This is a genomic window from Dankookia sp. GCM10030260 (assembly GCF_042666655.1).
Classification (GTDB): domain Bacteria; phylum Pseudomonadota; class Alphaproteobacteria; order Acetobacterales; family Acetobacteraceae; genus Paracraurococcus.
Genome location: NZ_JBHTDE010000001.1, coordinates 1,169,135 through 1,191,774, shown reverse-complemented (window position 1 = coordinate 1,191,774; position 22,640 = coordinate 1,169,135). Strand labels below are relative to the sequence as shown.

The window sequence follows — 22,640 nt, the reverse complement described above, 5'->3', positions numbered from 1 at the left end:
AGGCTCCCTTCCCGGCCAGGGTCCCTCCCGCCCGGCGGGTTCGTCATCGGGCCGCGTCAGGCGAAGGCCCGGAACGCCAGCCACACCCCCACAAGCCCGAGCGCGGCCTGGATCACCGTGCGGAACCGCGCCGCCGGCATGGCCCGGCGCACCCGGGTGCCGAGCGCCATGCCGAGGAAGGCCGGCGCCACGCCGACCAGCGAGGCGAGGCCGAGATCCGCCGGCAGCAGCCCCGCCCCGGCCATGCCGAGTCCGAGCGCGAGCGTCGCCAGCAGCGCGCCGAGGCCGAAGCCCTGGACGAAATGCTGCGGCGGCAGCTTCAGCGCGGCGAGATAGGGCGCGGCCGGCATCAGGAAGCTGCCGGTCATGCCGGTCAGCAGCCCGGCCGTGCCGCCGACGAGCGGCCCGAGCCAGCGTTCCCGCGCCGGGGTCGGCGCCGGCATCGGCAGGCCGCCCAACGCCAGCACCGCCGAGAGGATCAGCAGCAGGCCGAGCAGGCCGGACAGCAGCACCGCATCCGACCGCGCCAGGATGCCGGCACCGGCGAAGGTGCCGAGGACCGCGGCGAGAAGGAAGGGCCAAAGCCGGCGCAGTGCCGGGACCAGCGCAGGGCCGACCAGCGACTGCCAGATATTGGTGGCCAGCGTCGGCACCAGCATCAGAGCCATGGCCTCGGGCAGCGGGCGGGTCAAAGCCAGCAGGCCGAGGGTCACCGTCGGCAGGCCGAAACCGGCCACGCCCTTGACGAAGCCGGCCACCGTGAAGGCGCCGAGGACGAAGGCCGACTCGGCCGGATCGAAGGGGATCATGCGGCTGGCAGGCTAGCCTCGCGGCTGGCCCGACGATACGCCCGGTATCCGGGCGCCCGGCCCGCGTACCGGCCCGGCGCCTGCCACCAGCGCCGCGCGACGAGGCTAAGCCCGATCCCTCGGCCATGATGCGCGCGGCCGTCCCGAACGCCGCGACGATCCGCCGCGAGGTGCCGAACAGGTCGGTGAGCTCCCAGCCAAGCAGGCAGAGGCCAAGGACGACAAGCGACGGCCGGCGCGCATCGAGCCGGCACAACCACGCGAGGGCTGCGGCCGGCAGCGGCAGCTTCGTGGCAAGGCCCATGATGACTATGCCCAGCACGACGCCCACGACGATGTCCGAAACAGAGTGGACGCCGAACAGGATGCGCGGGAGGCACACCATCAGGGTGCCCCATGCCGCCGCAAGCAAGCCGAGCCGGTAAGAGGCCGTCCAGATGGCAGCGACGATGGCGAAGACCAGCATCGCATGATCGGAGGGAAGCGAACTCCAGTCGCCCAGGCCGAAGCCCTAGCTGGTGGTCGGGGATGCCAGGTCGGGATGGGCGAAGCGCGGTCGTGGCCGCATCGGCAGGATCTCCTGCAGCAAGCGGCCGGTCCCGAGCGCGAGTACGACTCCGAGCAGGGTGCGCAGCATCGGCGACGGGGCCATGAGAACGCCGCCCGCGCCCCTGCCTCCTGAATCCACATGCCCGGACCTCAACCATGTCTAGAATAACAACAGTATTAGTGGACCCATCTTGATCAGGTTGGCATCCAGCAGCATGGCCGCGATCCGGGTGACCAGGAGCATGCCCGTGCTCGCGTCACCCAGCGCAGTGGCAGCCTTTGCCGCAGCGAAATCAACAGCTTGCATCCATTCCATCAGGCAAGCTTGCATTCGCCTTCGGCGTTGGGGAGGGTGTCTGCGGCGGCATCCCGGTTGCAATTCATGACAAGCAGATGACAGTACGGTGAGCCACGCGACATCAAAACGAGATGACCGTTCCTCATTTATGGCCCCGCCAATGTTCTCGTTTCTGGATTTGCACTGTTCGGCCTGGGTGCGGGACAGCCGCGGGATATGGCGTTCGAAACGCTACCCGGAATGACACCAACTGCCCTGACCGGGTTTGGCCTGCGGCCATGCGGTTGAGTCACGAAATCAGCGGGATGGTACCGCGCCCGTACGTCGGCGCCGGCGCGGTCCGTCCGGCCAGATGGATGCGGAGCGGGATCGGCGGCATTGCCGGACCGGTCTGCGGAGCGCGGCGCCAGGCCGAACCCGGCCATGGGTGCGCAGTGCCGGGCGCGGTGTCCCGCAGGCTGCCGGTGGAGGGCACGACCGACCGGATCGCAGTGACGGTCGGGCGCTCTCCCTCCGATGCGCAGGCAAGCCGGACACGAGGGCCGTGCGGACAAAGGGCGCCTGCCCGGCCCGCCCGGACTGGACGCGGGCAAGAGGTCATCGGCCGCCTGCGCCACCAGGTAACCGACACGACCGCTGCACCGTCCGCAGTGATGGCGCAGCCTGCCGGCATGCCGGAGTGTGACTGCGCTGAACCGCGGTCACACCGGGCGCGCTTGCGGCTTGCCTGATCGCCTGCGAGGCCGCTTCCGGCTTCGCGCGCGGCCCGCGGGCGCGAAGCCCTTCATGGGACCGACCGCTGAAGGCCTCCCATGCCAGCGGTCATCTTCAATGACCGTTGGCATGACTCGCCGTTCCCTCAGGCGCCGGGCGGCCGCATCCGCGGCCTTGGCTCGCCGCACATTCGGCGCCTCGGCGGGCTTCGCCCACCGCAGGTCACGCAATGCGGGCGTTGGCATCAGGCCGCCAGCGCCGCCTCGATCGCCTGGACCAGAGCACGGGACTCCGGCCCGGTCTGGGTCGAGAAGCCACGCACGGTGCGGCCATCCCGGCCCACCAGGTACTTGTGGAAATTCCACTGCGGCGGGCCGCCGCCGCGTTCCGCGAGGAATGCGAAGAGCGGCGCCGCATGCGCCCCGCGAACGCGGGAGACCGTGGTCATCGGGAATTCGACGTTGTAGTTGGCGTCGCAGAAATCCTTGATCTTCTTATTGTCCGAGGATTCCTGGTTGAAGTCCTGCGACGGCACGCCGAGCACCACCAGTCCGCGCGGGCCGTATTTCTCGTGCAGCGCCTGCAGCCCGGCATACTGCGGCGTGTAGCCGCAGAAGCTGGCGGTGTTCACCACCAGCACCGGCTTGCCGCGATAGGCCGCCAGCTCCAGCGGGCCGCCCTCGATCGCCTCCATCCGGAAATCGTACAGGCTGGCCGAGGCCGCCGCCGCATCGCCCACCATCAGCGCGCCCCCCAGCAGGATGGCACCACGCCGCCCGATCTCAACCATACCGCTCCTCCGCCCAGGGGTCGCCATTGTTGTGGTAGCCGCGGACTTCCCAGAAGCCCGGCCGGTCCTCGCGCAGCAGCTCGATCCGGGTGACCCATTTCGGGCTCTTCCAGAAATAGAGGCGCGGCAGCACCACCCTCACCGGGCCGCCATGCTGGCGGGTCAACGGCGCGCCTTCCCAGGAATGCGCCAGCAGCACCTCGTCGGCGGTGAACTCCGCCAGCGGCACGTTGGTGGTGTAGCCGTCATAGGAGGTGAAGGAGACGAAGCGGGCCTCGTCCTTCGGCCGCGCCATGGCGATCAGGTCCTTCGCCCGGACGCCCTGCCAGTGGTTGTCGTAACGCGACCATTGGGTGACGCAGTGGATGTCGTTGACCAGCTCCGCCTGCTGCAGGGCCATGAATTCCGGCAGGGTCAGGCGGACCGGGGCCTGCACCAGGCCCTCCACCCGCAGCCGCCACTTGTCCGGCGCCACGTCCGGCTGGACGCCGAGGTCGAGGACGGGCCAGTCCTTCACCAGCGTCTGGCCGGGCGGCAGGCGGTCGCGCGTCGGGTCCGCGTGGGTACCGGTCAGCAGGCGGCCGTCGCGGGCCCAGGCCTGCTTGGTCTCGACCAGCTTGTCGCGGATCCTGCCGGTCACCGGGACGGTATCGTCGTCGTCTGTCATCTCGCTCTCCTGCATCCCTTACGTGCCAGCGCCGGCGGCGGACGCAAGAGGAGAGACGCGGCCCCCTACCCCCGATTCCGCATCAGCCGCGCCTTGTCGCGCGCCCAGTCCCGTTCGGCGATGGCATTCCGCTTGTCATGCTTCTTGCGCCCCTCGGCGATGCCCAGCACGACCTTGGCGATGCCCTTGTCGTTGAAGTGGATCTGTAGCGGCACGATGGTGGCGCCGTCGCGGCCGATGGCGCCGATCAGCTCGTTCACCTGCTTCTTGTGCAGCAGCAGCTTGCGCGGCCGGCCCGGCTCGAACTTCGCCACCGTGCTGCCGGCCTGCCATTCCGGGATGGTGCAGCCGAACAGGTACATCGCGCCGTCGCGCTCGCCGGCCCAGGCCTCGGACAAGGTGGCGCGGCCGGCGCGGAGCGACTTCACCTCCGGCCCGAACAGCACCATGCCGGCCTCCATCGTCTCGCCGATGGTGTAGTCGTAGCGCGCCCTGCGGTTCTGCGAGGCGATGCCGTGCGAGATCAGGGTCTTCTTTTTTGCCGGTTCCGCCATGGGGTCAGTTCAGGATTCCCACGGAGACCATCGCATCCCGCACCCGCGCCTTGGTCGAGGCGGCGACCGGCGCCATCGGCAGGCGGCAGTGGTCGGCGGTCTTGCCGAGCAGGCTGGCGGCATACTTCACCGGGCCGGGCGAGGTCTCGCAGAACATCGCGTCGTGCAGCGGCACCAGCCGGTCCTGGATCGCCATCGCCTCGGCCAGCTTGCCGGCCCGCCAGGCCTTGTGCATCTCCGCACACAGGCGCGGGGCGACATTGGCGCTGACGCTGATGCAGCCATGCCCGCCCGAGGCGCTGAACGACACGGCGAGATGGTCCTCGCCCGAAAGCTGGATGAAATCCTCGCCGCAGGCGCGCTTCGTGTGCAGCGGCCGGGCCAGGTTGCCGGTCGAGTCCTTCACGCCGACGATGTTCTTGTGCTTGGCCAGCCGCGCCATGGTCTCGACCGACATGTCGACCACGCTGCGGCCGGGGATGTTGTAGATGAACAGCGGCAGGTCGACGGCGTCCGCAATCGCGGTGTAGTGCAGGAAGAGGCCTTCCTGGGTCGGCTTGTTGTAGTAGGGCGTCACCACCAGCGTGGCATCGGCGCCGGCCTTCCTGGCATGGCGGGCGAAGTCGATCGCCTCGGCGGTGCTGTTGCTGCCGGCGCCGGCGATGACGGGCACGCGGCCGCGCGTCACCTCGACGCAGATCTCGACGACGCGCTTGTGCTCCTCATGCGACAGGGTCGGGCTTTCGCCCGTGGTGCCGACCGGGATGAGCCCTTCGGTGCCCTCGGCGATCTGCCATTCGACGAACTCGGCGAAGGCCTTCTCGTCCAGGGAGCCGTCGGCACGCATCGGCGTGATCAACGCGACCATCGATCCCTTGAACATCTGGCTTTCCTCCGGTGGGGCGGTGGGTGCCCGTTGCCGCCGGGCGCATCTCCCCCGGCGCGGCGGATGCGCCCGGGGCGGAGAACCTAGTCACCGGGGATCGCAGGGGCAAGGGCGACGCGGCCCGCGGCGCCGGATCGCCCGCGCATCGGCCGCGGAATTGCCCTAAGAAGCGGGAATGCGCCGCCGCTCCCTCCTCGCCCTGCCCGCAGCCCTGCTCCCGGGCGCTGCCCTCGCCCAGCCCACCGCCTTCGCGGGGGGGGAGGCCACGCGGCTCGCCGGCCGCCAGGCCGTTGCCCTTGCACAGGCGCAGCGCTGGGCGGAGGCCGATGCCGCGGCGCAGTCCGCCGATCCGTTGATCCGGAAATACGTCACCTGGCTCCGGCTGCAGCAGCGCGGCCAGGCCGCCGGCGCGGCCGAGGTCATCGGCTTCGCCCTGGGCAACCCGGAATGGCCCGGCCAGGACCTGCTCGGCCGCCGGGTCGAGGAGACCCTTGCCTTCGACCCCGACGACAGTCTGGCCACCCAGTGGTTCGCCGCCCGCGCCCCGCGCAGCATGGACGGCTACCAGCGCCTGGCGGACGTGCTGGCCCGCGCCGGCCGGACGGACCAGGCGACCCAGGTGCTCCGCACCGGCTGGGCCGAGGCGCCGGCCGACCCGGTGGCCGAGACCGCCTTCCTCACCCGCAACGCCGCCAGCCTGACGCCCGCGGAGCATGCCCGCCGCTTCGACCGGCTGGCCCTGGCACGGGACGCCGCCGCCGCCGCCCGGGCGATGCCCTATCTGGACCCGGCGCAGCAGGCCCGTGCCGCCGCCCGCCTCGCCTATGCCGCCGACCGGCCCGATGCCGACGCCCCCGGCATGGCCGCCGCCGCCCCCGCCGATGCCGGGCTGACGCTCGAGCGCGCCCGCTGGCTGCGCCGCCGCGACCAGGACCAGGAAGCCGCCGCCGCCTTCGCCGCCGGCACCCGGCTGATCCCGCTCCCCGCCCCCGACACCGCCCGCGCCACTTGGGCGGAACGGCAACTGTTGGCGCGAAAGCTGCTCCGCCTCGGCGATCCGCGCGCCGCCTATGGCGTCGCCGCCGGGCATGGCATCGCCGCGCCCGGGGAGCCGCGGCAGGATGCCGAATTCCTCGCCGGCTTCCTCGCGCTGCGCTTCCTGCGCGATGCCGCGACGGCGGAACGCCATTTCGCCCGGATCGGCGAGGACAGCCGCAGCGTCATCACCCGCGCCCGCAGCCTCTACTGGCAGGGCCGCGCGGCGGAAGCCCAGGGGGCCGGCCAGCGGGCCCAGGACCGCTACCGCGCAGCCGCCGAATTCCCCCTCGCCTTCTATGGCCAACTGGCCGCGGTGACGCTGGGGGAGAACGGCCAGGCGCTGTCCGCCCGCATCGCCCGCGCCCCGGCGCCGCAGCCCTCCGCCGCCCAGGCCCAGGCCTTCGCAGCCAGGGAGCCGGCCCAAGTGGTGCTGGCGCTGGCAGACATCGGCGAGAGCCGCCGTACCCGCCCCTTCCTGCTGCGGCTGGAGGACCTCTCGGCCGATCCGGCGGAGAAGATCCTCGCCGCCCGCCTGGCGCAACAGGTCGGCCGGCCGGACAATGCGGTCTGGGTGGTCCGCCGCGCCGGGGCGAGCGGCCTGATGGCCGTGGCCGAGGGCTGGCCCGCCCCCTACCCCGCCCCGCCCGAGGCGCCGGAGCCGGCCCTGATCTTCGGCATCACCCGGCAGGAAAGCAATTTCGACCCCGAGGCGGTCTCCTCGGCCAATGCCCGCGGTCTCATGCAGTTGCTCCCGGCCACCGCCAGCGGTGTGGCCAAGCGGCTCGGCCTCAGGCATCAGGTGAGCATGCTGACCACCGACACCGGCCACAACATGCGCCTCGGCGCCGCCTACCTGGACCAATTGCTGGCCCGCTTCGGCGGCACCCTCCCCTTCGCCATCGCCGGCTACAATGCCGGGCCGGGCCGGGTGGACGAATGGCTCGGCACCTATGGCGACCCGCGCGGCGGCGGCGTCGCCATGCTCGACTGGATGGAGCAGATCCCCTTTGCCGAGACCCGCAACTATGTCCAGCGGGTGATCGAGAACATGGCCATCTACCGCGCGCTCGATGCACGGTCCGCGGCGCTGGAACACCCGATGACGCAGTGGCTGCGGGCGCCGGCGTGATGGCGCCTCGCCAGCGTTTCGTCAGCGCCCGCGACGGGCTGCGGCTGGCCGCGCGCGACTGGGCGGGGCCGGCGGACGCGACGCCGCTGCTCTGCCTGTCCGGCATCTCGCGCTCCGGGCTCGACTTCATCCACGTGGCGGAGCATTTCGCTGGCACGCGCCGCATCGTGGCGCTGGACTATGCCGGGCATGGCGAGAGCGGCCGCGCCGCCGCCCCCGGCCGCTATGCGCCGCAGATGGCGATCGGCGACGTGCTTGACGCCATGGCGGCGCTCGGCCTGCACCGGGTCGCGCTGCTGGGCACCAGCTTCGGCGGCATCCTCGGCATGGCGCTCGGCACGGTGCGGCCGGGCGTGCTGGCCGGCCTCGCCCTGAACGACACCGGCCCCTCGCTGCAGCAGGGCGGGCTCGATTCCATCGGCGAGATCATCGGCCGCGACCCCGGCTTCGCCACGCGGGACGAGGCCGTGGCCTTCCTCAAGGCCCGGCTGCCGCCGCTCGGCATCACCGAGGCCGGCTGGCCGGAGGTCGCCGAGCGCACCTATCAGCACGGCAGGGATGGCCGCTGGCACCCGCGCTGGGACATCCGCATCGTCGACATCCTGCCGAAGAACGGCGCCGGTGCGCCCGACCTCTGGCCCTTCTTCCGCGCCATCCCCGAGATCCCGACGCTGCTGGTCTGGGGCCAGGAGAGCACGGTGCTCGCCGCCCGGACGGTGCAGGACATGCGCGCGGCGCGGCCGGAGATGGCGCTGTGCTCCCTGCCCGGCATCGGCCATGCGCCGGGACTCGGCGAGCCGGCGGCGCTGGAGGCGATCGGCCGCTGGCTGGCCCAGATGCCGTGAGCCTGCCGTGAGTCCCGGGCAGGGCCTCGCCTATGCGGTGGCGACGCTCGGCGGAGTCGGGCGGCTGCGGCCGGCGCCGGGCAGCTGGGGATCCGCCATCGTGCTGCCGGCGGTGCTGCTCGGGCCGCTGGCCTGCCTCGGCCTGGCGCTGCTGCTGACCGCGGCGGGCTTCTGGGCGACGCGGCGGATGCTGGGCGACGACACCACCGCCGACCCGTCCTGGGTGGTGGTGGACGAGGGCGCCGGGCAGCTGCTGGCGCTGGCCGCGCTGCCCGCCGGGGCCGGGGGCTATGGCGTGCTGCTGGCCTTCCTGCTGTTCCGGGTCTTCGATATCGTCAAGCCCGGCCCGGTCGGCTGGGCCGACCGGCAGCATGGCGCGCTGGGCGTCATGCTGGACGACGTCTTCGCCGGCGCCCTGGCCGCGGCGCTGGTGCTGCTGGCGCGCGCGGCGCTGCCCGAAGGGATCCTCTGATGCTGCCGCAAGCCACATTGGACGAGGCGCGCGACCTGCTGGCGCTGCTGCAGTCGCGCGGCCTGACGCTGGCCACCGCCGAAAGCTGCACCGGCGGGCTGATCGCCGCGGCCCTCACCGCCATCGCCGGCAGCTCGGCCGTCGTCACGCATGGCTTCGTCACCTATTCGAACGAGGCCAAGCGGGACGTGCTCGGCATCCCCTGGGGGGTGATCGAGGGCCATGGCGCAGTCAGCGACAGCGTTGCGCGGCGGATGGCCGAAGGCGCGCTGGCCCGCAGCGGCGCCGACCTGGCGGTGTCCTGCACCGGGATCGCCGGGCCGGGCGGCGCGACGCCGGGCAAGCCGGTGGGGCTGGTCCACATGGCCGCGGCGATGCGGGGCGAGACCCGGGCGATCCGCCGGGTCTTCCCGGGCGACCGCACGGCGGTGCGGGCGGCGACGGTGGCCGAGGTCTTCGCCCTGGTGCGCGGGCTGCTCAATCCGCGCTGAGGCCGCGTGCCGCGATCAGGCCGCGCCAGGCGGCGATCTCCGCCAGCACCAGGGCGCGGGTGGCGGGAGGGGCGCTGGGATCGACCTCGCCATCGGTCAGTTCCTCCAGCTTCGTCCGCACCGCGGGCTGGGCCAGCGCCCGCAGCAGCGCGGCATGGACCGTGGCGACGACCGGCGCCGGCGTGCCGGCCGGGGCGGCGAGGCCGGCCCAGGTATAGGAGCGGAAGCCGGGGAAGCCGGATTCGGCCACCGTCGGGATCGCCGGGAAGCGGAGGCTGCGCCGGTCGGCGGTGACCGCCAGGCCGCGCAGCTTCGGGTCCTGCAGCAGGCCCATGGCACCGACCGAGGTGCTGACCATCAGCGGCAGCTCGCCGCCCAGCACGCCGCCGAGGCCGGCGACGTCGCTGCGATAGGGCACCTGGGCCATCTCGATCCCCGCGGCGGCGCTGAACAGCTCCCCCGTCAGGTGGTGCGAGGAGCCGGGGCCAAGCGTGCCGTACTGCACCGCGCCCGGCCGCGCCCTGGCCGCGGCGACCAGGGCGCCGAGGTCGCGGTAGGGCCCATCCGCCCGCGCCACCAGCACGAAGGCGTAGCGCAGCGCGACGCTGATCCAGGCGAAGCTGTCGACCGGATCGAACCCCGCCGCGCGGCCGAAGGCCGCCGCCACACCGTGGCTGCCGGTCAGCAGCCCCAGCGTATGGCCGTCCGGCGCCGCGCGGGCCAGGGCAGCGGAGCCGATGTTGCCGCCGGCGCCGGGGCGGGGTTCCACCACCACCGGCCGGCCGAGCGCCTCGGCCAGCGGCGGCGCCAGGATGCGGCAGATGGTATCGGCCGCCCCGCCGGGGCCGAAGCCGTGCAGCAGGGTGATGCTGCGGTCCGGCGCCCATCCCTGGGCCCGCGCGACGGCGGGTGCGGCCAGCGCCGCGAGCAGCAGCCGTCGCGCGAGCGCCATGTCAGGTCAGCGCCTGGTAGACCAGCTGCCGCAGCGCGTAGCGGTACTGGATGCGGTCGGAGGGTCCCTGCAGCATCAGCACGGCGTAGAGCTCCTCCTTCGGGTCGATCCAGAAATAGGTGCCATAGGCGCCGCCCCAGAAATAGTCCCCGACATTGCCTGGCACCGGGCTGCGGCCCTGGGCGGTGCGCACCGCGAAGCCGAGCCCGAAGCCGTAGCCGGTGACCGGCGCCGGGGCGAGGCCGCCGAAGCGCACCAGCAGGCCGGGGCCGTATTGCGTGCCCTCCGGCAGGTGGTTGGCGGTCATGAGGTCGATGGTGCTGCGCGAGGCGACCTGCGCCTCCCCCAGCCGGCCGCCGTTCAGCAGCATCTGGCAGAACCGCGCATAGTCCATGGCGGTGGAGACCATGCCGCCGCCGCCCGAGAACATGGCCGGCTTCTCCAGCGCATCGGGGACCGCCTGGCGGGCCTTGGTCACCGGGTCGACCTGGGCGCGGGCGACGCGGTCGGCGGCCTCGGCCGGCGCCCAGAAGCCGGTATCGGCGAGGCCCAGCGGGGCGGAGATGCGGGCGCGGATGAAGGCGTCGAGGTCCTGGCCGGAGACCACCTCGACGATGCGGCCGACCACGTCGGTGGCCTGGCTGTATTCCCAGGTGGTGCCGGGCTGGAACATCAGCGGCTGGGCCGCCAGGCGCGTGATGAACTCGGCCGAGGTCAGGCTGCGGTCGGCGACCTTGGCGGCGACATAGGCCGACTGCACCGGATGCGGCGCCGGGCCCGGCCCGGGCAGCGCGCCATAGGTCAGGCCGGCGGTGTGGCGCAGCAGGTCCTGCACGGTGGCCTCGCGCTCGACCGGAATGCCTTCCAGCCCGACCTTCTGGCCCTTGAACTCCGGCAGGTAGCGGCTGACCGGATGCCAGAGCATCACCTTGCCTTCCTCCGCCAGCATCATCAGGGCCAGCGAGGCAAAGGGCTTGGTCATCGAGGCGATGCGGAAGATCGCATCGGCCGGCATCGGCGCGCGGGAGTCGCGGTCGCGGAAGCCGACGGGCTCATGCAGCACGAGCTTGCCGCTGCGGCCGACCGCGACGACGGCGCCGGGGATGCGGCCGGCGTCCACCTCGGCCTGCAGCCAGGCGGTGACGCGGCCGAGCCGGTCGCGCGACAGGCCGGCATCCTCCGGCCGCGCGGCGCGGGCCAGCGGGCCGGCATCGTTGGCGGCGGCGGGGCGGATGAGCGCGGCGGTGGCGGCCCCGGCGGCGAGCGCGAAGGCGGCGCGGCGTTCGAACATGAAATGTCTCCTTCCCTTGGATCTTATGGCCGGGACGCTGCACGCCCGCGGCGCGCCGGGTCAAGCATCGCCCAGCCGGAAAGCGTCGGCGATGCGCCGCACGCGGCCGTCGGCGGCGACCAGCAGCACGTCGAAGCGGATGCCCGCAGCGCCATGGCCGGGATGCTCCGCCAGCCAGCATTCGGCCGCGGCGACGAGCCGGGCGCGCTGCCGGGGCGCCAGCGCGAAGGCGGCCTCGGTCAGGCTGGGCCGGGCCTTGACCTCGACGAAGGCGAGCAGGCCCATGCGCTCGGCGACGAGGTCCAATTCGCCGGCCGGGGTGCGGATGCGGCGGCCGAGGACCAGCCAGCCGCCGGCGACGAGCGCATCCGCCGCGGCGTCCTCGGCGGCGCGGCCGGTGACGTCGGCGCGGGCGCCGCGGAGGTGGCGGGCGGGGTCGGTCACCATGCTGGGTCTCCCGGGAAGATCAGCGGGGCGGGGAACCTCCGCCCCAAACCCCGCCACCCTCTTTCTCTGGGCTTCAGCCTGCCGTGTCGGCCGGGAGTCGCTCCATGGAAATCCGCCGCGCGGCCAGCACGCCGAGCGCCAATTGCATCGTCAGCAGGGCCGCCATGGCCAGGGGCCGCGCCGGGCCGAGCAGGTCGGCCAGGAAGACCAGCCCGTTGGTCGCCTTCAGCCCGCTGTTGATGTCGTTCGGGTCGAGCCAGCCGACCGCCGCGACATGCGACCAGAACAGCGCGAGATACTCAAGGGTCGCCACGGCGACGACGAGCCGCAGCAGGCGCCGCCCGGCATGGCGGGCAAGCAGCCCGGCGCTCCAGACCAGCGCGGCCAGCATCGCCGGAAAGAGGTTGGCGGGCAGCAGGCCGTAGGGGTCCTCCCGCGGGTGCAGCGGCAGTGACAGCGCGGCGCCGAGCAGGGCGAAGACCGCCAGCGCCGTGGCGCAGGCCGCGCCGGGCGCGACACCCCGTCCCGCATGGCCCGTCCCTGCCACGCGCCGCCACAGCAGGACCAGCAGCCCCAGCCCCTGCGCCAGGGTGATGGCACCGATGGCTTGGTTGAACTCGACCTTGGTCAGCCAGCGGTAGAGCTCGGTCGCCCGGATCGGCCCGCGCGGCATGTCGACGAAGACCGGCCCGATGCTGTGCAGCGCATTCATCCCCATGGCGTGCAGCAGGCCGACCGGCGTCACCGCCGTCTCGTTCATCGCCAGCAATGGCGAGGCGCGCAGCATCGACCCCGGGCCGAATTCCGCCAGCAGCCAGCCATACCAGGGCGCCAGCAGCGCCAACGTGGCCAAGGCGTAGCCGCCGAGCCGCCGCGGGGCGAGGAAGGCGCCGAGCCGCCCCTGCCGCCAGGCCCACACCACGCCGTGCGCAAGCAGCGCCGCGACATAGGGGGCCGCCAGCTGGTGGGTCAGGAAGGCCAGCACCGAGGCCAGCCAGAATCCGGCGAAATCCCGTCCCGCCGCGGCCGCGTCGGCGGCCTCCCGCTGCAGCGACCGCAGGTGGAAGTGCAGGGCCAGCAGCAGGTAGAAGGCGACGAGGGTCTTGCTCCAGGTGAACCAAGCCAGGTGCATCAGCCAGATGTTCAGGCAGGCCAGCCCGGCGCCGAGGATGGCGGCGCGGCGCCCGAACAGGCCGCGCAGCACCAGATACAGCGCCAGCACGACCGCGCCGTTGGTCGTCGCCGCCGTTGCCTGGAAGGCCCAGAACCGTCCGCCGCCGAAGCCCATCGGTGCCGCGACGGCCAAGTTGAACAGCGGGTTGCGGGAGGCAATGCTGAAATCCTGGCCCCAGACCGTGTGCGGGTCACGCTCGCCGAGGAAGATCAGCGCCGCGTCGTAGTGCATCCACCAGTCGAAGTACCAATTGCCGCCGGCGAAGCCCGGCAGCACCGCCTCGATCAGCAAGATCTGCAGCCAGGCCAGCAGCACCAGCCCCGGCAACCAGGGATCCCAGCGCAGCGCCGGGGGCGATGGCGCGGTCAGCCAGGCCAGGGCCGCCGCCAGCGCCATGCCGAGCACGACCACCCCCTGCCCCAGCCCGGTGGCGAAGGCCAGGAACTGCGCCCCGGCGAGGACCGCGATCCCGACGCCGAGGGCCGCGGCGAGCCGCTCCTCGGCATCCAGGTCGCGGACCCGCCGCAGCAGGGCCCAGCCGACCAGCGACGCGGCCAAGGGGAAGCCAAGCGCCAGGCCGGCGGCGGACACGACCGATCCCACACGCGTGCTCCACGGCCATGCAACGATGCGTCGTTCCATGGCACGTGACTGCGGGAAGGCGGAAGCCCACGTTGCCGTTACATTCCTGGAACAGAAACGGCGGGTTGGAAAGGCCCGTGGCAGTTCCCGGCAGGCGGCAGACCTGGTGCCGTCAGGCGGCCAGCGCCTCGCGGATCAGCCCCACCGCCTCCTCGATCATCGGCGCCGTGACGTCGAGATGCGTACACGCCCGCACCCGGCCGCCGAGGCCGCTGACCGCGACGCCCTGCATGATCAGGCGGGCCTGCAGCGTCGCCACGTCGACCCCGGCGTCCTTGATGTCGAAGAAGACCAGGTTGGTGTCGGGTTCCTCGACCACCACGCCGGGGATCTGCGCCAGGCCGCGGGCAAGCGCCTTGGCATTGGCATGGTCCTCCGCCAGCCGGTCGACATGGTGGTCAAGCGCATGGAGGCAGCCGGCGGCCGACAGCCCGGCCTGGCGCATCGAGCCGCCGAGCCGCTGCTTCCAGCGCCAGGCCGCGCCGATGAACTCGCTGCTGCCGCAGAGCACGGCGCCGAGCGGCGCGCCGAGCCCCTTGGTGAAGTCGAGCCAGACGCTGTCGTAGCCGGCGACCATGTCCTTCGGCGCGATGCCGGCGGCGACGCAGGCATTCATCAGCCGCGCGCCGTCCATGTGGGTCGCCCAGCCCTGCTCATGGGCGATCTCGGCCACCGCGTTCAGCTGCGCCAGCGGCCAGACCGCGCCGCCGCCGATATTGGCGGTCTGCTCGACCTCCAGCAGGCGTTGCGGCGGGGTGTAGCGGGTGCGCGGGCGGATCGCGGCGCGCAGGTCGTCCGCGCTGAACATGCCGCGCGGGCCCTTCAGTCCCATGATCTGCGCGCCGGTCAGCGCCGCATGGGTGCCGCCCTCGCTCGTCAGGATATGCGCGGTCTCGTGCGCCACCACCTCGTCGCCCTTCTGGCAATGGGTGAGGATGGCGACGACGTTGCACATCGTGCCGGAGGGCAGGAACATCGCCGCCTCCTTTCCCATCAGCGCCGCCATGCGGTCGCACAGCGCGTGGACGGTCGGGTCGTCGCCATGCTGCTCGTCGCCGACCTCGGCGCGCATCATCGCGTCCTTCATCGCCGCGGTCGGGCGGGTCTGGGTGTCCGAGTAGAGGTTGATGCGGGTGCGCGGCGCGCCGGCGGGCGGGCGGGGCGGAGCATGGACCATGGCGGGAATCCCTGAAATCGGCGCCAAGCTGCGACGGATGGCGGCGCCGGGCAACCCGGCCAGGCCGTTCAGTCCGGCACCGCGAAATGCCGCGCCCAGGCCGCGGCGAGGCGAGGCCGGGTGGCGACGGCGCGGGCCAGGGCCTGGATAGGCGGGCAGTTGTCGGGCATCCAGGCCTCGTTGCCCATCCAGCGGGACAGCACGGCGAGGGTCAGGTCGGCCAGCGAGAGCCGTTCGCCGAGCACGAAGGGCGCTGGCTGCGCGCCGGCCGCGACCAGCTGCCAGAAGTCGCGGGCCATCTCCACCGCGCGCGCGCGGATCGAGGCGGTGTCGGCGCCGAAGCGGCCCGGGTAGTCGTAGCGGGTGACGCAGGGATAGATCTCGCTCGCCGCCAGCATCATCCAGCGCAAAGCGCGTGCACGGCCAGGATCGGCGGCGGGCGGCAGCAGCCCGGCCTCCGGGTGGCGGGCTTCCAGGGTCAGCAGGATGGCGGTGCTTTCGGTCACCACCGTGCCGTCCGGCAGGATCAGGGTCGGCAGCCGGCCCATCGGATTGATCCGGCGGTACTCCGCCGCCAGCTGCGCGTCCTGGTCCACCGACACGGACCGCAGCTCGGCCTCGGCGCCGATTTCGGCCAGCGCCAGCTCGATCATCGCGGAACCGGAGCGCCGGTCCCCGTAGAGGATGTATCCCATGCGCCGAGCCTCGCCCGCCCGGCGCGCAACGGGCAAACGCAAAGCGGTGATGGGCAGATCAGCCCGGCTGATGGCCGCGGCCGTCAGACCGAAGCGTCGCGCAGCCAGCCGGAGAAGCGCGTGGCGATCCGCCTGCAGCCGCCGATCACCGAGACGGCAAGCACCAGGGCGATGCTGCCGAGCACCATCATCGCCAGGCTGTACCAGGGGTCCGGCAGGATGCCGATGGCGCCGGTCAGGCGGCGCAGCAGCAGCATGCCGTCCAGCGTCGCCTGCGGTTCAAGGGCGGCCGGCCCACCCAGCGTTTCGACCACGAGCCGCGTCCCCGCATGCAGCCAGCCCTGCTGAACGGCGGTGCCGAGGAGGAGGACGCAGAGGAGGAGCCGGACCAGCGCTTTCATGCCCCGCAGCCTGCCGGCGGCGGGGTGAAGAAACCGTTCAGGCAGGCGGGTCAGGCCTGCGGCGCGGCTGCCGCGCCGGCCGGCGGCGGCGCGGGTCGGCCATAGAGCTGCATCGCGCGCCGCTCGAAGGACCGCACCATCAACCGCACCGCCTCGTTGAACACGGTGCCGATCACCGCCTGAAGCAGGCGCGACTTGAATTCGAAGTCGACGAAGAAATCGACCTCGGTGCCCTGCGGGTGCGGGTGGAAGCGCCAGTGGTTGTTCAGGTAGCGGAAGGGGCCGGTCAAGTACCGCACATGCACGTGGTGCGGCCGTTCCAGGGTGACGGAGCTGCGGAAGGTCTCGCGGAACATCTTGAAGCCGATGGTCAGGTCGGCGATCAGCTCGTCATCCTTGCGCGAGATCAACCGGGCGCCGACGCACCAGGGCAGGAATTCGGGATAGCGACGCACGTCCGCCACCATGTCGAACAACTGCTCCGGTGTGTAGCGCAGGATCTTCTTCTCAGCGTGCGTCGGCATCAGGCGGCGGCCAGGCTCGCGGCGCGCGCATCACGCAGCGCAGCGAAGTCGCGGTCAGCGTGGTAGCTGCTGCGGGTCAGCGGCGTGGCGGAGACCAGCAGGAAGCCCTTGCTGCGGGCCATCCGGGCATAGTCGGCGAATTCATCCGGGGTGACGAAACGGTCCACCGCGGCGTGCTTCACCGTGGGTTGCAGGTACTGCCCGATGGTGAGGAAATCGACCTCGGCCGAGCGCAGGTCGTCCATCACCTGCAGCACCTCGATCCGCTGCTCGCCGAGGCCCACCATGACGCCCGACTTGGTGAAGATGGTCGGGTCGAGCTGCTTCACCCGGTCCAGCAGGCGCAGCGAGTGGTAGTAGCGGGCGCCGGGACGGATGGTCGGGTAGAGCTTCGGCACCGTCTCCAGGTTATGGTTGAAGACGTCGGGACGGGCAGCGACCACGACCTCGAGCGCGCCGTTCTTGCGCAGGAAGTCGGGGGTCAGGATCTCGATCGTGGTGCCCGGCGCCGCGGCACGGATGGCGCGGATGGTCGCGGCGAAATGCTCCGCCCCGCCATCGGCCAGGTCGTCCCGATCCACGCTGGTGACGACCACATGCCGGAGGCCGAGCTTGGCCACCGCATCGCCCACCCGGCGCGGCTCGTCGGCGTCGAGCGCCTTCGGCAGCCCGGTCGCCACGTTGCAGAAGCTGCAGGCGCGGGTGCAGGTCTCGCCCATGATCATCATGGTGGCGTGGCGCTGCGACCAGCACTCCCCGATATTCGGGCAGGCGGCTTCCTCGCAGACCGTGGTCAGCTTGTTGTCCCGCATGAGATTGCGGGTCTCGTGGTAGATTGGGCTGTTCGGCGCCTTGACCCGGATCCAGGCGGGTTTCCGCTGGATCGGGTTGTCGGGCCGGTTGGCCTTCTCCGGGTGGCGAAGGATAGTCCCCTCCGCGGCCGGGACGGCCCGGTGGTCGATGTCGATGCGCGTGGCCATGCCAGAAATGCCCGGTGGGTTCGGCGCTAGATGTGGATCACCCGGCCATAGGCATCAAGCACCGACTCGTGCATGGCTTCCGAGATGGTCGGATGCGGAAAGACCGTCTCCATCAGCTCGGCCTCGGTAGTCTCCATGGTCTTGGCGATGGTGTAGCCCTGGATCATCTCCGTCACTTCGGGCCCGGCCATATGGGCGCCGAGCAGCTCGCCGGTCTTGGCGTCGAACACCGTCTTGATCATGCCCTCGGGCTCGCCCATGGCGATGGCCTTGCCATTGCCGATGAAGGGGAAGCGGCCGACCTTGACCTCATGCCCCTTCGCCTTGGCCGCGGCTTCCGTCAGGCCGACGCTGGCGACCTGCGGGCGGCAATAGGTGCAGCCGGGAATGTTCAGGATGTTCAGCGGGTGGACATGCATGCCGGCGATGTGCTCGACGCAAAGCACACCCTCATGGCTCGCCTTGTGCGCCAGCCAGGGCGGGCCGGTAAGGTCGCCGATCGCATAGACCCCCGGCTCCCCGGTGCGGCAATACGCGTCGATCACCACATGGGCGCGCTCGACCTTCACCCCGGTGCCTTCCAGCCCGATGCCCTCGACATTGCCGACGATGCCGACGGCCGAGATGACCCGGTCGGCGGTGATCTCCTGGACCTTGCCGTTGGCCTCGATGATCGCGGTGACCTCGTCGGCGCCGCGGCGCAGGCCCTGCACCTTGGCGCCGGTGATGATCTTCATGCCCTGCTTGACGAAGGCCTTCTGCACGAAGCTGCCGATCTCGGCATCCTCAACCGGCAGGATGCGGTCGAGCACTTCCACCAGTGTCACCTCGGCGCCAAGGTTCAGGTAGAAGCTGGCGAATTCCGCGCCGATGGCGCCCGAGCCGATGACGATCAGCCGCTTCGGCATGGATTGGGGGACCATCGCCTCCTTGTAGGTCCAGACCAGCTTGCCGTCGGGCTCGATCCCCGGGATGACGCGGGCCCGCGCCCCGGTGGCCAGGATGATGTGCTTCGACGCGAGCTCGGCCAGCGGCTGACCGCCCTTGGTCACCGACAGCTTCCCCTTGCCGGCCAGCCTGCCCTCGCCGTCGAAGACCGTGACCTTGTTCTTCTTCATCAGGAAGCGGACGCCGTCCGAGAGCTGCTTGGCCACGCCGCGGCTGCGCTTGACGATCTTGCCGATGTCGAAGCGGATGTTGTCGGCGGCAAAGCCGTAGGCGTCCAGCGTGTGCAGCAGGTGGTTGATCTCGCTCGACCGCAGCAGGGCCTTGGTCGGGATGCAGCCCCAGTTCAGGCAGATGCCGCCCAGATGCTCGCGTTCCACCAGCGCGGTCTTCATGCCGAGCTGGGCGGCGCGGATGGCCGCGACATAGCCGCCGGGGCCGCCGCCGAGCACGATGAGATCGAAGGTCTGTTCGGCCATCTTTACGTCTCCTGGGCGGCGAGCGCCGCGAGCGCGTCGCCGCTGAGGCGTTGCAGGGTCCAGCCCTCGCGCGGGAGGGCGCCGATCGAACGGTAGAAGGCGATGGAGGGCGCGTTCCAGTCGAGCACCGACCATTCCATCCGGAGGCAGCCCTGCGCGAGCGCGCGGCGGGCCAAGTCGGCGAAGATCGCCCGGCCGATGCCGCGCCCGCGCGCCGCGGGCTGCACGAAGACATCCTCGACATAAAGCTTGGGCCGGCCGTCGAAGGTGCTGACGCTGTAGTACCAGAGGGCGAAGCCGACCGGGTCGCCAGCCGCTTCCGCGATCAGCGCCTCGGCCCGGCGCGGCTCGGCGAAGAGCAGGCGTTGGAAATCCGCCTCCGTCGCCCGCACCTCGTGCAGCAGCTTCTCATAGTCCGCGAGCGCGCGGACAAAGCCGAGCACGAGCAGCACGTCCTGCGGCGTGGCATCGCGCAGCACGAGGCCCTTCATGCCGGCACCGCGTGGCACACCGCCTCGATCCGGTTGCCAGCGGGGTCGCGCAGGAAGGCGGCGTAATAGCCCGCATGATAGTGCGGCCGCAGGCCCGGTGCGCCGTCATCCGCGCCGCCCGCCGCCAGGCCGGCCCGCCAGAACGCGTCCACCGCCGCGCGGTCCGCTGCCTTGAGGCACCAGTGGCGGCGCGAGGCCGGCTCGGGCGCCGCGCCGGCGAGAACGGAGAGATAGCACCGCTCCGGATGCGCCGCGTCGGCCCGCAGCCCGTAGCCGAGCCAGCCCGCATCCCGCCCGACCACCGGCACGCCGAGCGCCGTCATCACCGCGTCGTAGAACGGCGTGGCGGCGGCCAGATCGGGCACGGTGATCGAGACGTGGTCGATCACAGCATCAGGCTCAGCGGGTCCTCGACCACGCCCTTCAGCGCCTGCATGAACTCGGCGGCCAATGCGCCGTCGATTACGCGGTGGTCGACCGACAGGGTGCAGGTCATCACCGTGGCGATGGCCAGGGCGCCGTTCCTCACCACGGGTCGCGGCTCGCCCGCCGCGACCGCCAGGATGCCGGCCTGGGGCGGGTTGATGATCGCCGAGAAGGACTGCACGCCGTACATCCCCATGTTGGAGATGCTGAAGCCGCCGCCCTGGAATTCCTCGGGCTTCAGCTTGTTCGCCTTGGCGCGCGAGGCGAGGTCCTTCATCTCGTTGCTGATCGCCGAAAGACCCTTCTGGTCGGCGCGGCGGATGATCGGCGTGATCAGGCCGGTCGGGGTCGAGACGGCGACCGAGACGTCGACGTCGTGGAACTGCAGGATCGCGTCGTCGGTCCACATGGCGTTGACGTTGGGGAAGCGCCGCAGGGTGGCCGCGACCGCCTTGATGACCAGGTCGTTGACCGAGAGCTTGAAGGCGCCCGGGCCGTCCTTGGCGGATTTCGCGTTGAGGTCGGCGCGCAGCTTCAGCAGCGCGTCGATCTCGAAGTCCATCGTCACGTAGAAATGCGGGATGGTCTGCTTCGATTCCGCCAGGCGGCGGGCGATCACCTTGCGGATCGTGCTGTTCGGCACCGGAGTATGCGGCGCGGTGACCGCCGGGGCGGGTGCGGCCGGCTTCGGTGCCGGGGCGGCGGCGGGTGCAGCCGCGGCCTGCGGGGCGGGGGCTGCCGCCGGCGCGGGCTGCGCCGCCGGGCCCTTGGCCAGCGCGGCTTCGATATCCGCCTTGACGATCCGCCCGGATGGGCCGCTGCCCGTCACGCCGGACAGATCGAGGCCGGATTGCTGCGCCATGCGGCGCGCGAGCGGCGAGGCGAAGACGCGCTCGCCCGCGTCATGCCCGTTGGCCTTCGGCGCGGCCGTGGCTGCAGGCGTGGCGGCCGGCCGGGGCGCCGGCGCCGCCACCGGCTGTTCCGCCGCGCCGACGACCTTGCCGCCGGCGGCCTGCACCGCCTCGATCGCCGGGGCGGCGCTGGCCGATTGGGCCGGCTCCGGCGCCTTGGCAGGAGCCGGAGCCTTCGCCCCGTCGCCGCTCGGCACCGCCTCGCCGGCCTCGACCAGCACGGCGATCGGGTCGTTGACCTTCACGCCCTGGGTGCCGTCGCCGACCAGGATCTTGCCCAGCACGCCCTCGTCGACGGCTTCCACTTCCATGGTCGCCTTGTCGGTCTCGATCTCGGCGATGATGTCGCCCGCCTTGACCTGGTCGCCTTCCTTCTTCAGCCAGCGCGCCAGCGTGCCCTCGGTCATGGTGGGCGAGAGCGCCGGCATCAGGATGTTGGTTGCCATGGTTCCCGCCCCCTTACTTGTAGGTCACGCGCTTCACCGCATCGACGATGTCGGCGGTGGTGGGCAGGGCCAGCTTCTCGAGGTTGGCCGCATAGGGCATCGGCACGTCACGGCCGGTGACCCGCACGGGCGGCGCATCCAGCCAGTCGAAGGCCGCCTCGATCACCTGCATCGCCACCTCGGTGCCGATATTGGCATAGGGCCAGCCCTCCTCGACCGTCACCAGCCGGTTGGTGCGCTTGACCGAGGCCGCGATGGTCTCGCTATCCAAGGGCCGGATGGAGCGCAGGTTGATCACCTCCGCCTCGATCCCCTGCTTGGCCAGTTCGTCGGCTGCCGCCAGCGCCCAGGACACCGCGATGGAATAGGCGACGATGGTCACATCCTTGCCCGGCCGCTCGATCTTCGCCTGGCCGATCGGCAGGATGAAATCCTTATCCGTCGGGCATTCGAAGGTTTGGCCGTAGAGGATCTCGTTCTCCAGCACGATGACCGGGTTCGGATCGCGGATCGCCGCCCGCAGCAGGCCCTTGGCATCGGCGGAGGACCAGGGCGCCACCACCTTCAGACCCGGCACATGCGCGTACCAGGACGCGTAGCACTGGCTGTGCTGCGCCGCGACGCGCGACGCCGCGCCGTTGGCGCCGCGGAAGACGATCGGGCAGCCGAGCTGGCCGCCCGACATGTAGAGCGTCTTGGCGGCGCTGTTGATGATGTGGTCGATCGCCTGCATCGAGAAATTGAAGGTCATGTACTCGACGATCGGCTTCAGGCCGGTCATCGCCGCGCCGACCGCCATGCCGGTGAAGCCGTGCTCGGTGATCGGGGTGTCGATGACCCGCTTCGGGCCGAACTCGTCCAGCAGGCCCTGGCTGATCTTGTAGGCACCCTGGTACTGGGCGACCTCCTCGCCCATCAGGAAGACCTTGTCGTCGGCCCGCATCTCGGCCGCCATGGCGTCGCGCAGGGCTTCCCGCACGGTCATCGGCTTGGTCGGGCCCCAGTCCTTCTCCGGCGCCGCGGCCGCGGCGGGCGCCGGGGCGGCCGCAGCGATCTTCGCCGGGTCCTCGGCATGCTTGGCCACCTGGCCGACCTCGGGGCTGGCCGCGGCCGGCGGGGCCGGGTGCTGCGGCGCCGCCGTATCGTGGCCGGGTGCCGCGCCGGTCGAGGCACCGCCGCCGCCGTCCAGCTCGGCGATCGGCGCATTGACCGAGACGCCCTCGGTACCCTCGGGGACGAGGATCTTCGTCAGCGTCCCCTCATCGACGGCTTCCACTTCCATGGTCGCCTTGTCGGTCTCGATCTCGGCGATCACGTCGCCGGACTTCACCGCATCGCCTTCCTGCTTCAGCCACTTGGCGAGCTTGCCCTCGGTCATCGTGGGCGAGAGCGCCGGCATCAGGATCTGGACACCCAT

The 22,640-nt window shown here is 71.7% G+C and carries 25 protein-coding genes and 1 pseudogene; 4 read left to right on the top strand and 22 right to left on the bottom strand.

From position 1 onward, the window contains the following. Positions 1-56: 56 nt before the first annotated feature. The 8 genes and pseudogenes from ACFQS7_RS05760 to dapA form a co-directional block, all read right to left on the bottom strand. Positions 57-809, bottom strand: coding sequence for a TSUP family transporter (locus tag ACFQS7_RS05760; RefSeq protein WP_380066062.1), 753 nt, complete (start codon positions 807-809; stop codon positions 57-59). A 298-nt stretch (positions 810-1,107) separates the two neighbouring features. Continuing rightward, positions 1,108-1,311 (bottom strand): annotated as a pseudogene (locus ACFQS7_RS05755) (phosphatase PAP2 family protein); the annotation flags it as partial. A 9-nt stretch (positions 1,312-1,320) separates the two neighbouring features. Beyond that, a complete protein-coding gene (locus ACFQS7_RS05750) occupies positions 1,321-1,461 on the bottom strand; it encodes a hypothetical protein (protein ID WP_380066061.1) in 141 nt (46 codons plus the stop codon). 57 nt (positions 1,462-1,518) lie between these two features. Beyond that, entirely contained in the window at positions 1,519-1,674 is a 156-nt protein-coding gene (locus ACFQS7_RS05745; RefSeq protein ID WP_380066060.1) for a hypothetical protein, read from the bottom strand. A 940-nt stretch (positions 1,675-2,614) separates the two neighbouring features. After that, positions 2,615-3,160 (bottom strand): glutathione peroxidase, encoded by a 546-nt coding sequence (locus ACFQS7_RS05740; RefSeq protein WP_380066059.1) that lies wholly within the window; start codon positions 3,158-3,160, stop codon positions 2,615-2,617. Beyond that, positions 3,153-3,827: a sulfite oxidase-like oxidoreductase gene (locus ACFQS7_RS05735; RefSeq protein WP_380066058.1), complete on the bottom strand. Its 675-nt coding sequence runs from the start codon at positions 3,825-3,827 to the stop codon at positions 3,153-3,155. Before ACFQS7_RS05735 ends, ACFQS7_RS05740 begins: the two co-directional genes overlap by 8 nt. A gap of 65 nt (positions 3,828-3,892) precedes the next feature. Next, on the bottom strand, positions 3,893-4,381 hold the full coding sequence (gene smpB / locus ACFQS7_RS05730; RefSeq protein ID WP_380066057.1) for an SsrA-binding protein SmpB: 489 nt from the start codon (positions 4,379-4,381) through the stop codon (positions 3,893-3,895). A gap of 4 nt (positions 4,382-4,385) precedes the next feature. Then, positions 4,386-5,264 carry a 4-hydroxy-tetrahydrodipicolinate synthase gene (gene dapA, locus ACFQS7_RS05725; RefSeq protein ID WP_380066056.1) on the bottom strand — a complete coding sequence of 293 codons (879 nt, stop codon included), beginning with the start codon at positions 5,262-5,264 and terminating at the stop codon, positions 4,386-4,388. A gap of 178 nt (positions 5,265-5,442) precedes the next feature. Here dapA and ACFQS7_RS05720 point away from each other — a divergent pair, with 178 nt between their 5' ends. From ACFQS7_RS05720 to ACFQS7_RS05705, 4 genes are read left to right on the top strand one after another with little or no spacing between them, the layout of a single operon-like run. After that, complete coding sequence (locus ACFQS7_RS05720; protein WP_380066055.1) at positions 5,443-7,434, top strand: lytic transglycosylase domain-containing protein; 1,992 nt, start codon at positions 5,443-5,445, stop codon at positions 7,432-7,434. Then, a complete protein-coding gene (locus ACFQS7_RS05715) occupies positions 7,434-8,279 on the top strand; it encodes an alpha/beta fold hydrolase (RefSeq protein WP_380066054.1) in 846 nt (281 codons plus the stop codon). The genes ACFQS7_RS05720 and ACFQS7_RS05715 overlap by 1 nt, the downstream gene beginning before the upstream one ends. Before the next feature lie 7 nt (positions 8,280-8,286). After that, entirely contained in the window at positions 8,287-8,751 is a 465-nt protein-coding gene (locus ACFQS7_RS05710; protein WP_380066053.1) for a phosphatidylglycerophosphatase A, read from the top strand. After that, positions 8,751-9,242, top strand: a complete 492-nt coding sequence (locus ACFQS7_RS05705) for a CinA family protein (protein WP_380066052.1) — start codon at positions 8,751-8,753, stop codon at positions 9,240-9,242. The genes ACFQS7_RS05710 and ACFQS7_RS05705 overlap by 1 nt, the downstream gene beginning before the upstream one ends. On the opposite strand, the gene ACFQS7_RS05700 is transcribed toward ACFQS7_RS05705, so the two are convergent. From ACFQS7_RS05700 to ACFQS7_RS05635, 14 genes are all read right to left on the bottom strand, one after another. Next, complete coding sequence (locus ACFQS7_RS05700; RefSeq protein ID WP_380066051.1) at positions 9,229-10,194, bottom strand: tripartite tricarboxylate transporter substrate-binding protein; 966 nt, start codon at positions 10,192-10,194, stop codon at positions 9,229-9,231. The genes ACFQS7_RS05705 and ACFQS7_RS05700 overlap by 14 nt on opposite strands. A gap of 1 nt (position 10,195) precedes the next feature. Next, the gene (locus ACFQS7_RS05695; RefSeq protein WP_380066050.1) at positions 10,196-11,485 is read right to left on the bottom strand and encodes a serine hydrolase domain-containing protein; all 1,290 of its coding nucleotides are present in this window, start codon (positions 11,483-11,485) and stop codon (positions 10,196-10,198) included. 60 nt (positions 11,486-11,545) lie between these two features. Next, on the bottom strand, positions 11,546-11,932 hold the full coding sequence (locus ACFQS7_RS05690) for a YraN family protein (RefSeq protein WP_380066049.1): 387 nt from the start codon (positions 11,930-11,932) through the stop codon (positions 11,546-11,548). A 73-nt stretch (positions 11,933-12,005) separates the two neighbouring features. Beyond that, a complete protein-coding gene (locus ACFQS7_RS05685) occupies positions 12,006-13,697 on the bottom strand; it encodes a hypothetical protein (RefSeq protein WP_380066048.1) in 1,692 nt (563 codons plus the stop codon). Positions 13,698-13,860: 163 nt separating this feature from the next. Beyond that, positions 13,861-14,925, bottom strand: coding sequence for a threonine aldolase family protein (locus ACFQS7_RS05680; protein WP_380066047.1), 1,065 nt, complete (start codon positions 14,923-14,925; stop codon positions 13,861-13,863). Positions 14,926-14,993: 68 nt separating this feature from the next. Continuing rightward, positions 14,994-15,620 carry a glutathione S-transferase family protein gene (locus tag ACFQS7_RS05675; RefSeq protein WP_380066046.1) on the bottom strand — a complete coding sequence of 209 codons (627 nt, stop codon included), beginning with the start codon at positions 15,618-15,620 and terminating at the stop codon, positions 14,994-14,996. Positions 15,621-15,703: 83 nt separating this feature from the next. Further along, complete coding sequence (locus ACFQS7_RS05670) at positions 15,704-16,021, bottom strand: hypothetical protein (RefSeq protein WP_380066045.1); 318 nt, start codon at positions 16,019-16,021, stop codon at positions 15,704-15,706. A 50-nt stretch (positions 16,022-16,071) separates the two neighbouring features. Continuing rightward, positions 16,072-16,545 (bottom strand): type II toxin-antitoxin system RatA family toxin, encoded by a 474-nt coding sequence (locus tag ACFQS7_RS05665; RefSeq protein ID WP_380066044.1) that lies wholly within the window; start codon positions 16,543-16,545, stop codon positions 16,072-16,074. After that, positions 16,545-17,525, bottom strand: coding sequence for a lipoyl synthase (gene lipA / locus ACFQS7_RS05660; RefSeq protein ID WP_380066043.1), 981 nt, complete (start codon positions 17,523-17,525; stop codon positions 16,545-16,547). Before lipA ends, ACFQS7_RS05665 begins: the two co-directional genes overlap by 1 nt. Positions 17,526-17,551: 26 nt before the next feature. Next, the gene (gene lpdA, locus ACFQS7_RS05655; protein WP_380066042.1) at positions 17,552-18,949 is read right to left on the bottom strand and encodes a dihydrolipoyl dehydrogenase; all 1,398 of its coding nucleotides are present in this window, start codon (positions 18,947-18,949) and stop codon (positions 17,552-17,554) included. Between the two features lie 2 nt (positions 18,950-18,951). Continuing rightward, entirely contained in the window at positions 18,952-19,440 is a 489-nt protein-coding gene (locus ACFQS7_RS05650) for a GNAT family N-acetyltransferase (RefSeq protein WP_380066041.1), read from the bottom strand. Continuing rightward, positions 19,437-19,829 carry a VOC family protein gene (locus tag ACFQS7_RS05645; protein ID WP_380066040.1) on the bottom strand — a complete coding sequence of 131 codons (393 nt, stop codon included), beginning with the start codon at positions 19,827-19,829 and terminating at the stop codon, positions 19,437-19,439. The genes ACFQS7_RS05650 and ACFQS7_RS05645 overlap by 4 nt, the downstream gene beginning before the upstream one ends. Next, positions 19,826-21,223 carry a pyruvate dehydrogenase complex dihydrolipoamide acetyltransferase gene (locus tag ACFQS7_RS05640; protein WP_380066039.1) on the bottom strand — a complete coding sequence of 466 codons (1,398 nt, stop codon included), beginning with the start codon at positions 21,221-21,223 and terminating at the stop codon, positions 19,826-19,828. The genes ACFQS7_RS05645 and ACFQS7_RS05640 overlap by 4 nt, the downstream gene beginning before the upstream one ends. 13 nt (positions 21,224-21,236) lie before the next feature. Next, positions 21,237-22,640, bottom strand: coding sequence for a pyruvate dehydrogenase complex E1 component subunit beta (locus ACFQS7_RS05635; protein WP_380066038.1), 1,404 nt, complete (start codon positions 22,638-22,640; stop codon positions 21,237-21,239).

Coding starts and splice junctions, on each gene's coding strand:
- ACFQS7_RS05760 (WP_380066062.1), bottom strand. CDS start 809: ATGATCCCCTTCGATCCGGCCGAGTCGGCCTTCGTCCTCGGCGCCTTC.
- ACFQS7_RS05750 (WP_380066061.1), bottom strand. CDS start 1,461: ATGGCCCCGTCGCCGATGCTGCGCACCCTGCTCGGAGTCGTACTCGCG.
- ACFQS7_RS05745 (WP_380066060.1), bottom strand. CDS start 1,674: ATGGAATGGATGCAAGCTGTTGATTTCGCTGCGGCAAAGGCTGCCACT.
- ACFQS7_RS05740 (WP_380066059.1), bottom strand. CDS start 3,160: ATGGTTGAGATCGGGCGGCGTGGTGCCATCCTGCTGGGGGGCGCGCTG.
- ACFQS7_RS05735 (WP_380066058.1), bottom strand. CDS start 3,827: ATGACAGACGACGACGATACCGTCCCGGTGACCGGCAGGATCCGCGAC.
- smpB (WP_380066057.1), bottom strand. CDS start 4,381: ATGGCGGAACCGGCAAAAAAGAAGACCCTGATCTCGCACGGCATCGCC.
- dapA (WP_380066056.1), bottom strand. CDS start 5,264: ATGTTCAAGGGATCGATGGTCGCGTTGATCACGCCGATGCGTGCCGAC.
- ACFQS7_RS05720 (WP_380066055.1), top strand. CDS start 5,443: ATGCGCCGCCGCTCCCTCCTCGCCCTGCCCGCAGCCCTGCTCCCGGGC.
- ACFQS7_RS05715 (WP_380066054.1), top strand. CDS start 7,434: ATGGCGCCTCGCCAGCGTTTCGTCAGCGCCCGCGACGGGCTGCGGCTG.
- ACFQS7_RS05705 (WP_380066052.1), top strand. CDS start 8,751: ATGCTGCCGCAAGCCACATTGGACGAGGCGCGCGACCTGCTGGCGCTG.
- ACFQS7_RS05700 (WP_380066051.1), bottom strand. CDS start 10,194: ATGGCGCTCGCGCGACGGCTGCTGCTCGCGGCGCTGGCCGCACCCGCC.
- ACFQS7_RS05695 (WP_380066050.1), bottom strand. CDS start 11,485: ATGTTCGAACGCCGCGCCGCCTTCGCGCTCGCCGCCGGGGCCGCCACC.
- ACFQS7_RS05690 (WP_380066049.1), bottom strand. CDS start 11,932: ATGGTGACCGACCCCGCCCGCCACCTCCGCGGCGCCCGCGCCGACGTC.
- ACFQS7_RS05680 (WP_380066047.1), bottom strand. CDS start 14,925: ATGGTCCATGCTCCGCCCCGCCCGCCCGCCGGCGCGCCGCGCACCCGC.
- ACFQS7_RS05675 (WP_380066046.1), bottom strand. CDS start 15,620: ATGGGATACATCCTCTACGGGGACCGGCGCTCCGGTTCCGCGATGATC.
- ACFQS7_RS05670 (WP_380066045.1), bottom strand. CDS start 16,021: ATGAAAGCGCTGGTCCGGCTCCTCCTCTGCGTCCTCCTCCTCGGCACC.
- ACFQS7_RS05665 (WP_380066044.1), bottom strand. CDS start 16,545: ATGCCGACGCACGCTGAGAAGAAGATCCTGCGCTACACACCGGAGCAG.
- lipA (WP_380066043.1), bottom strand. CDS start 17,525: ATGGCCACGCGCATCGACATCGACCACCGGGCCGTCCCGGCCGCGGAG.
- lpdA (WP_380066042.1), bottom strand. CDS start 18,949: ATGGCCGAACAGACCTTCGATCTCATCGTGCTCGGCGGCGGCCCCGGC.
- ACFQS7_RS05650 (WP_380066041.1), bottom strand. CDS start 19,440: ATGAAGGGCCTCGTGCTGCGCGATGCCACGCCGCAGGACGTGCTGCTC.
- ACFQS7_RS05640 (WP_380066039.1), bottom strand. CDS start 21,223: ATGGCAACCAACATCCTGATGCCGGCGCTCTCGCCCACCATGACCGAG.
- ACFQS7_RS05635 (WP_380066038.1), bottom strand. CDS start 22,640: ATGGGTGTCCAGATCCTGATGCCGGCGCTCTCGCCCACGATGACCGAG.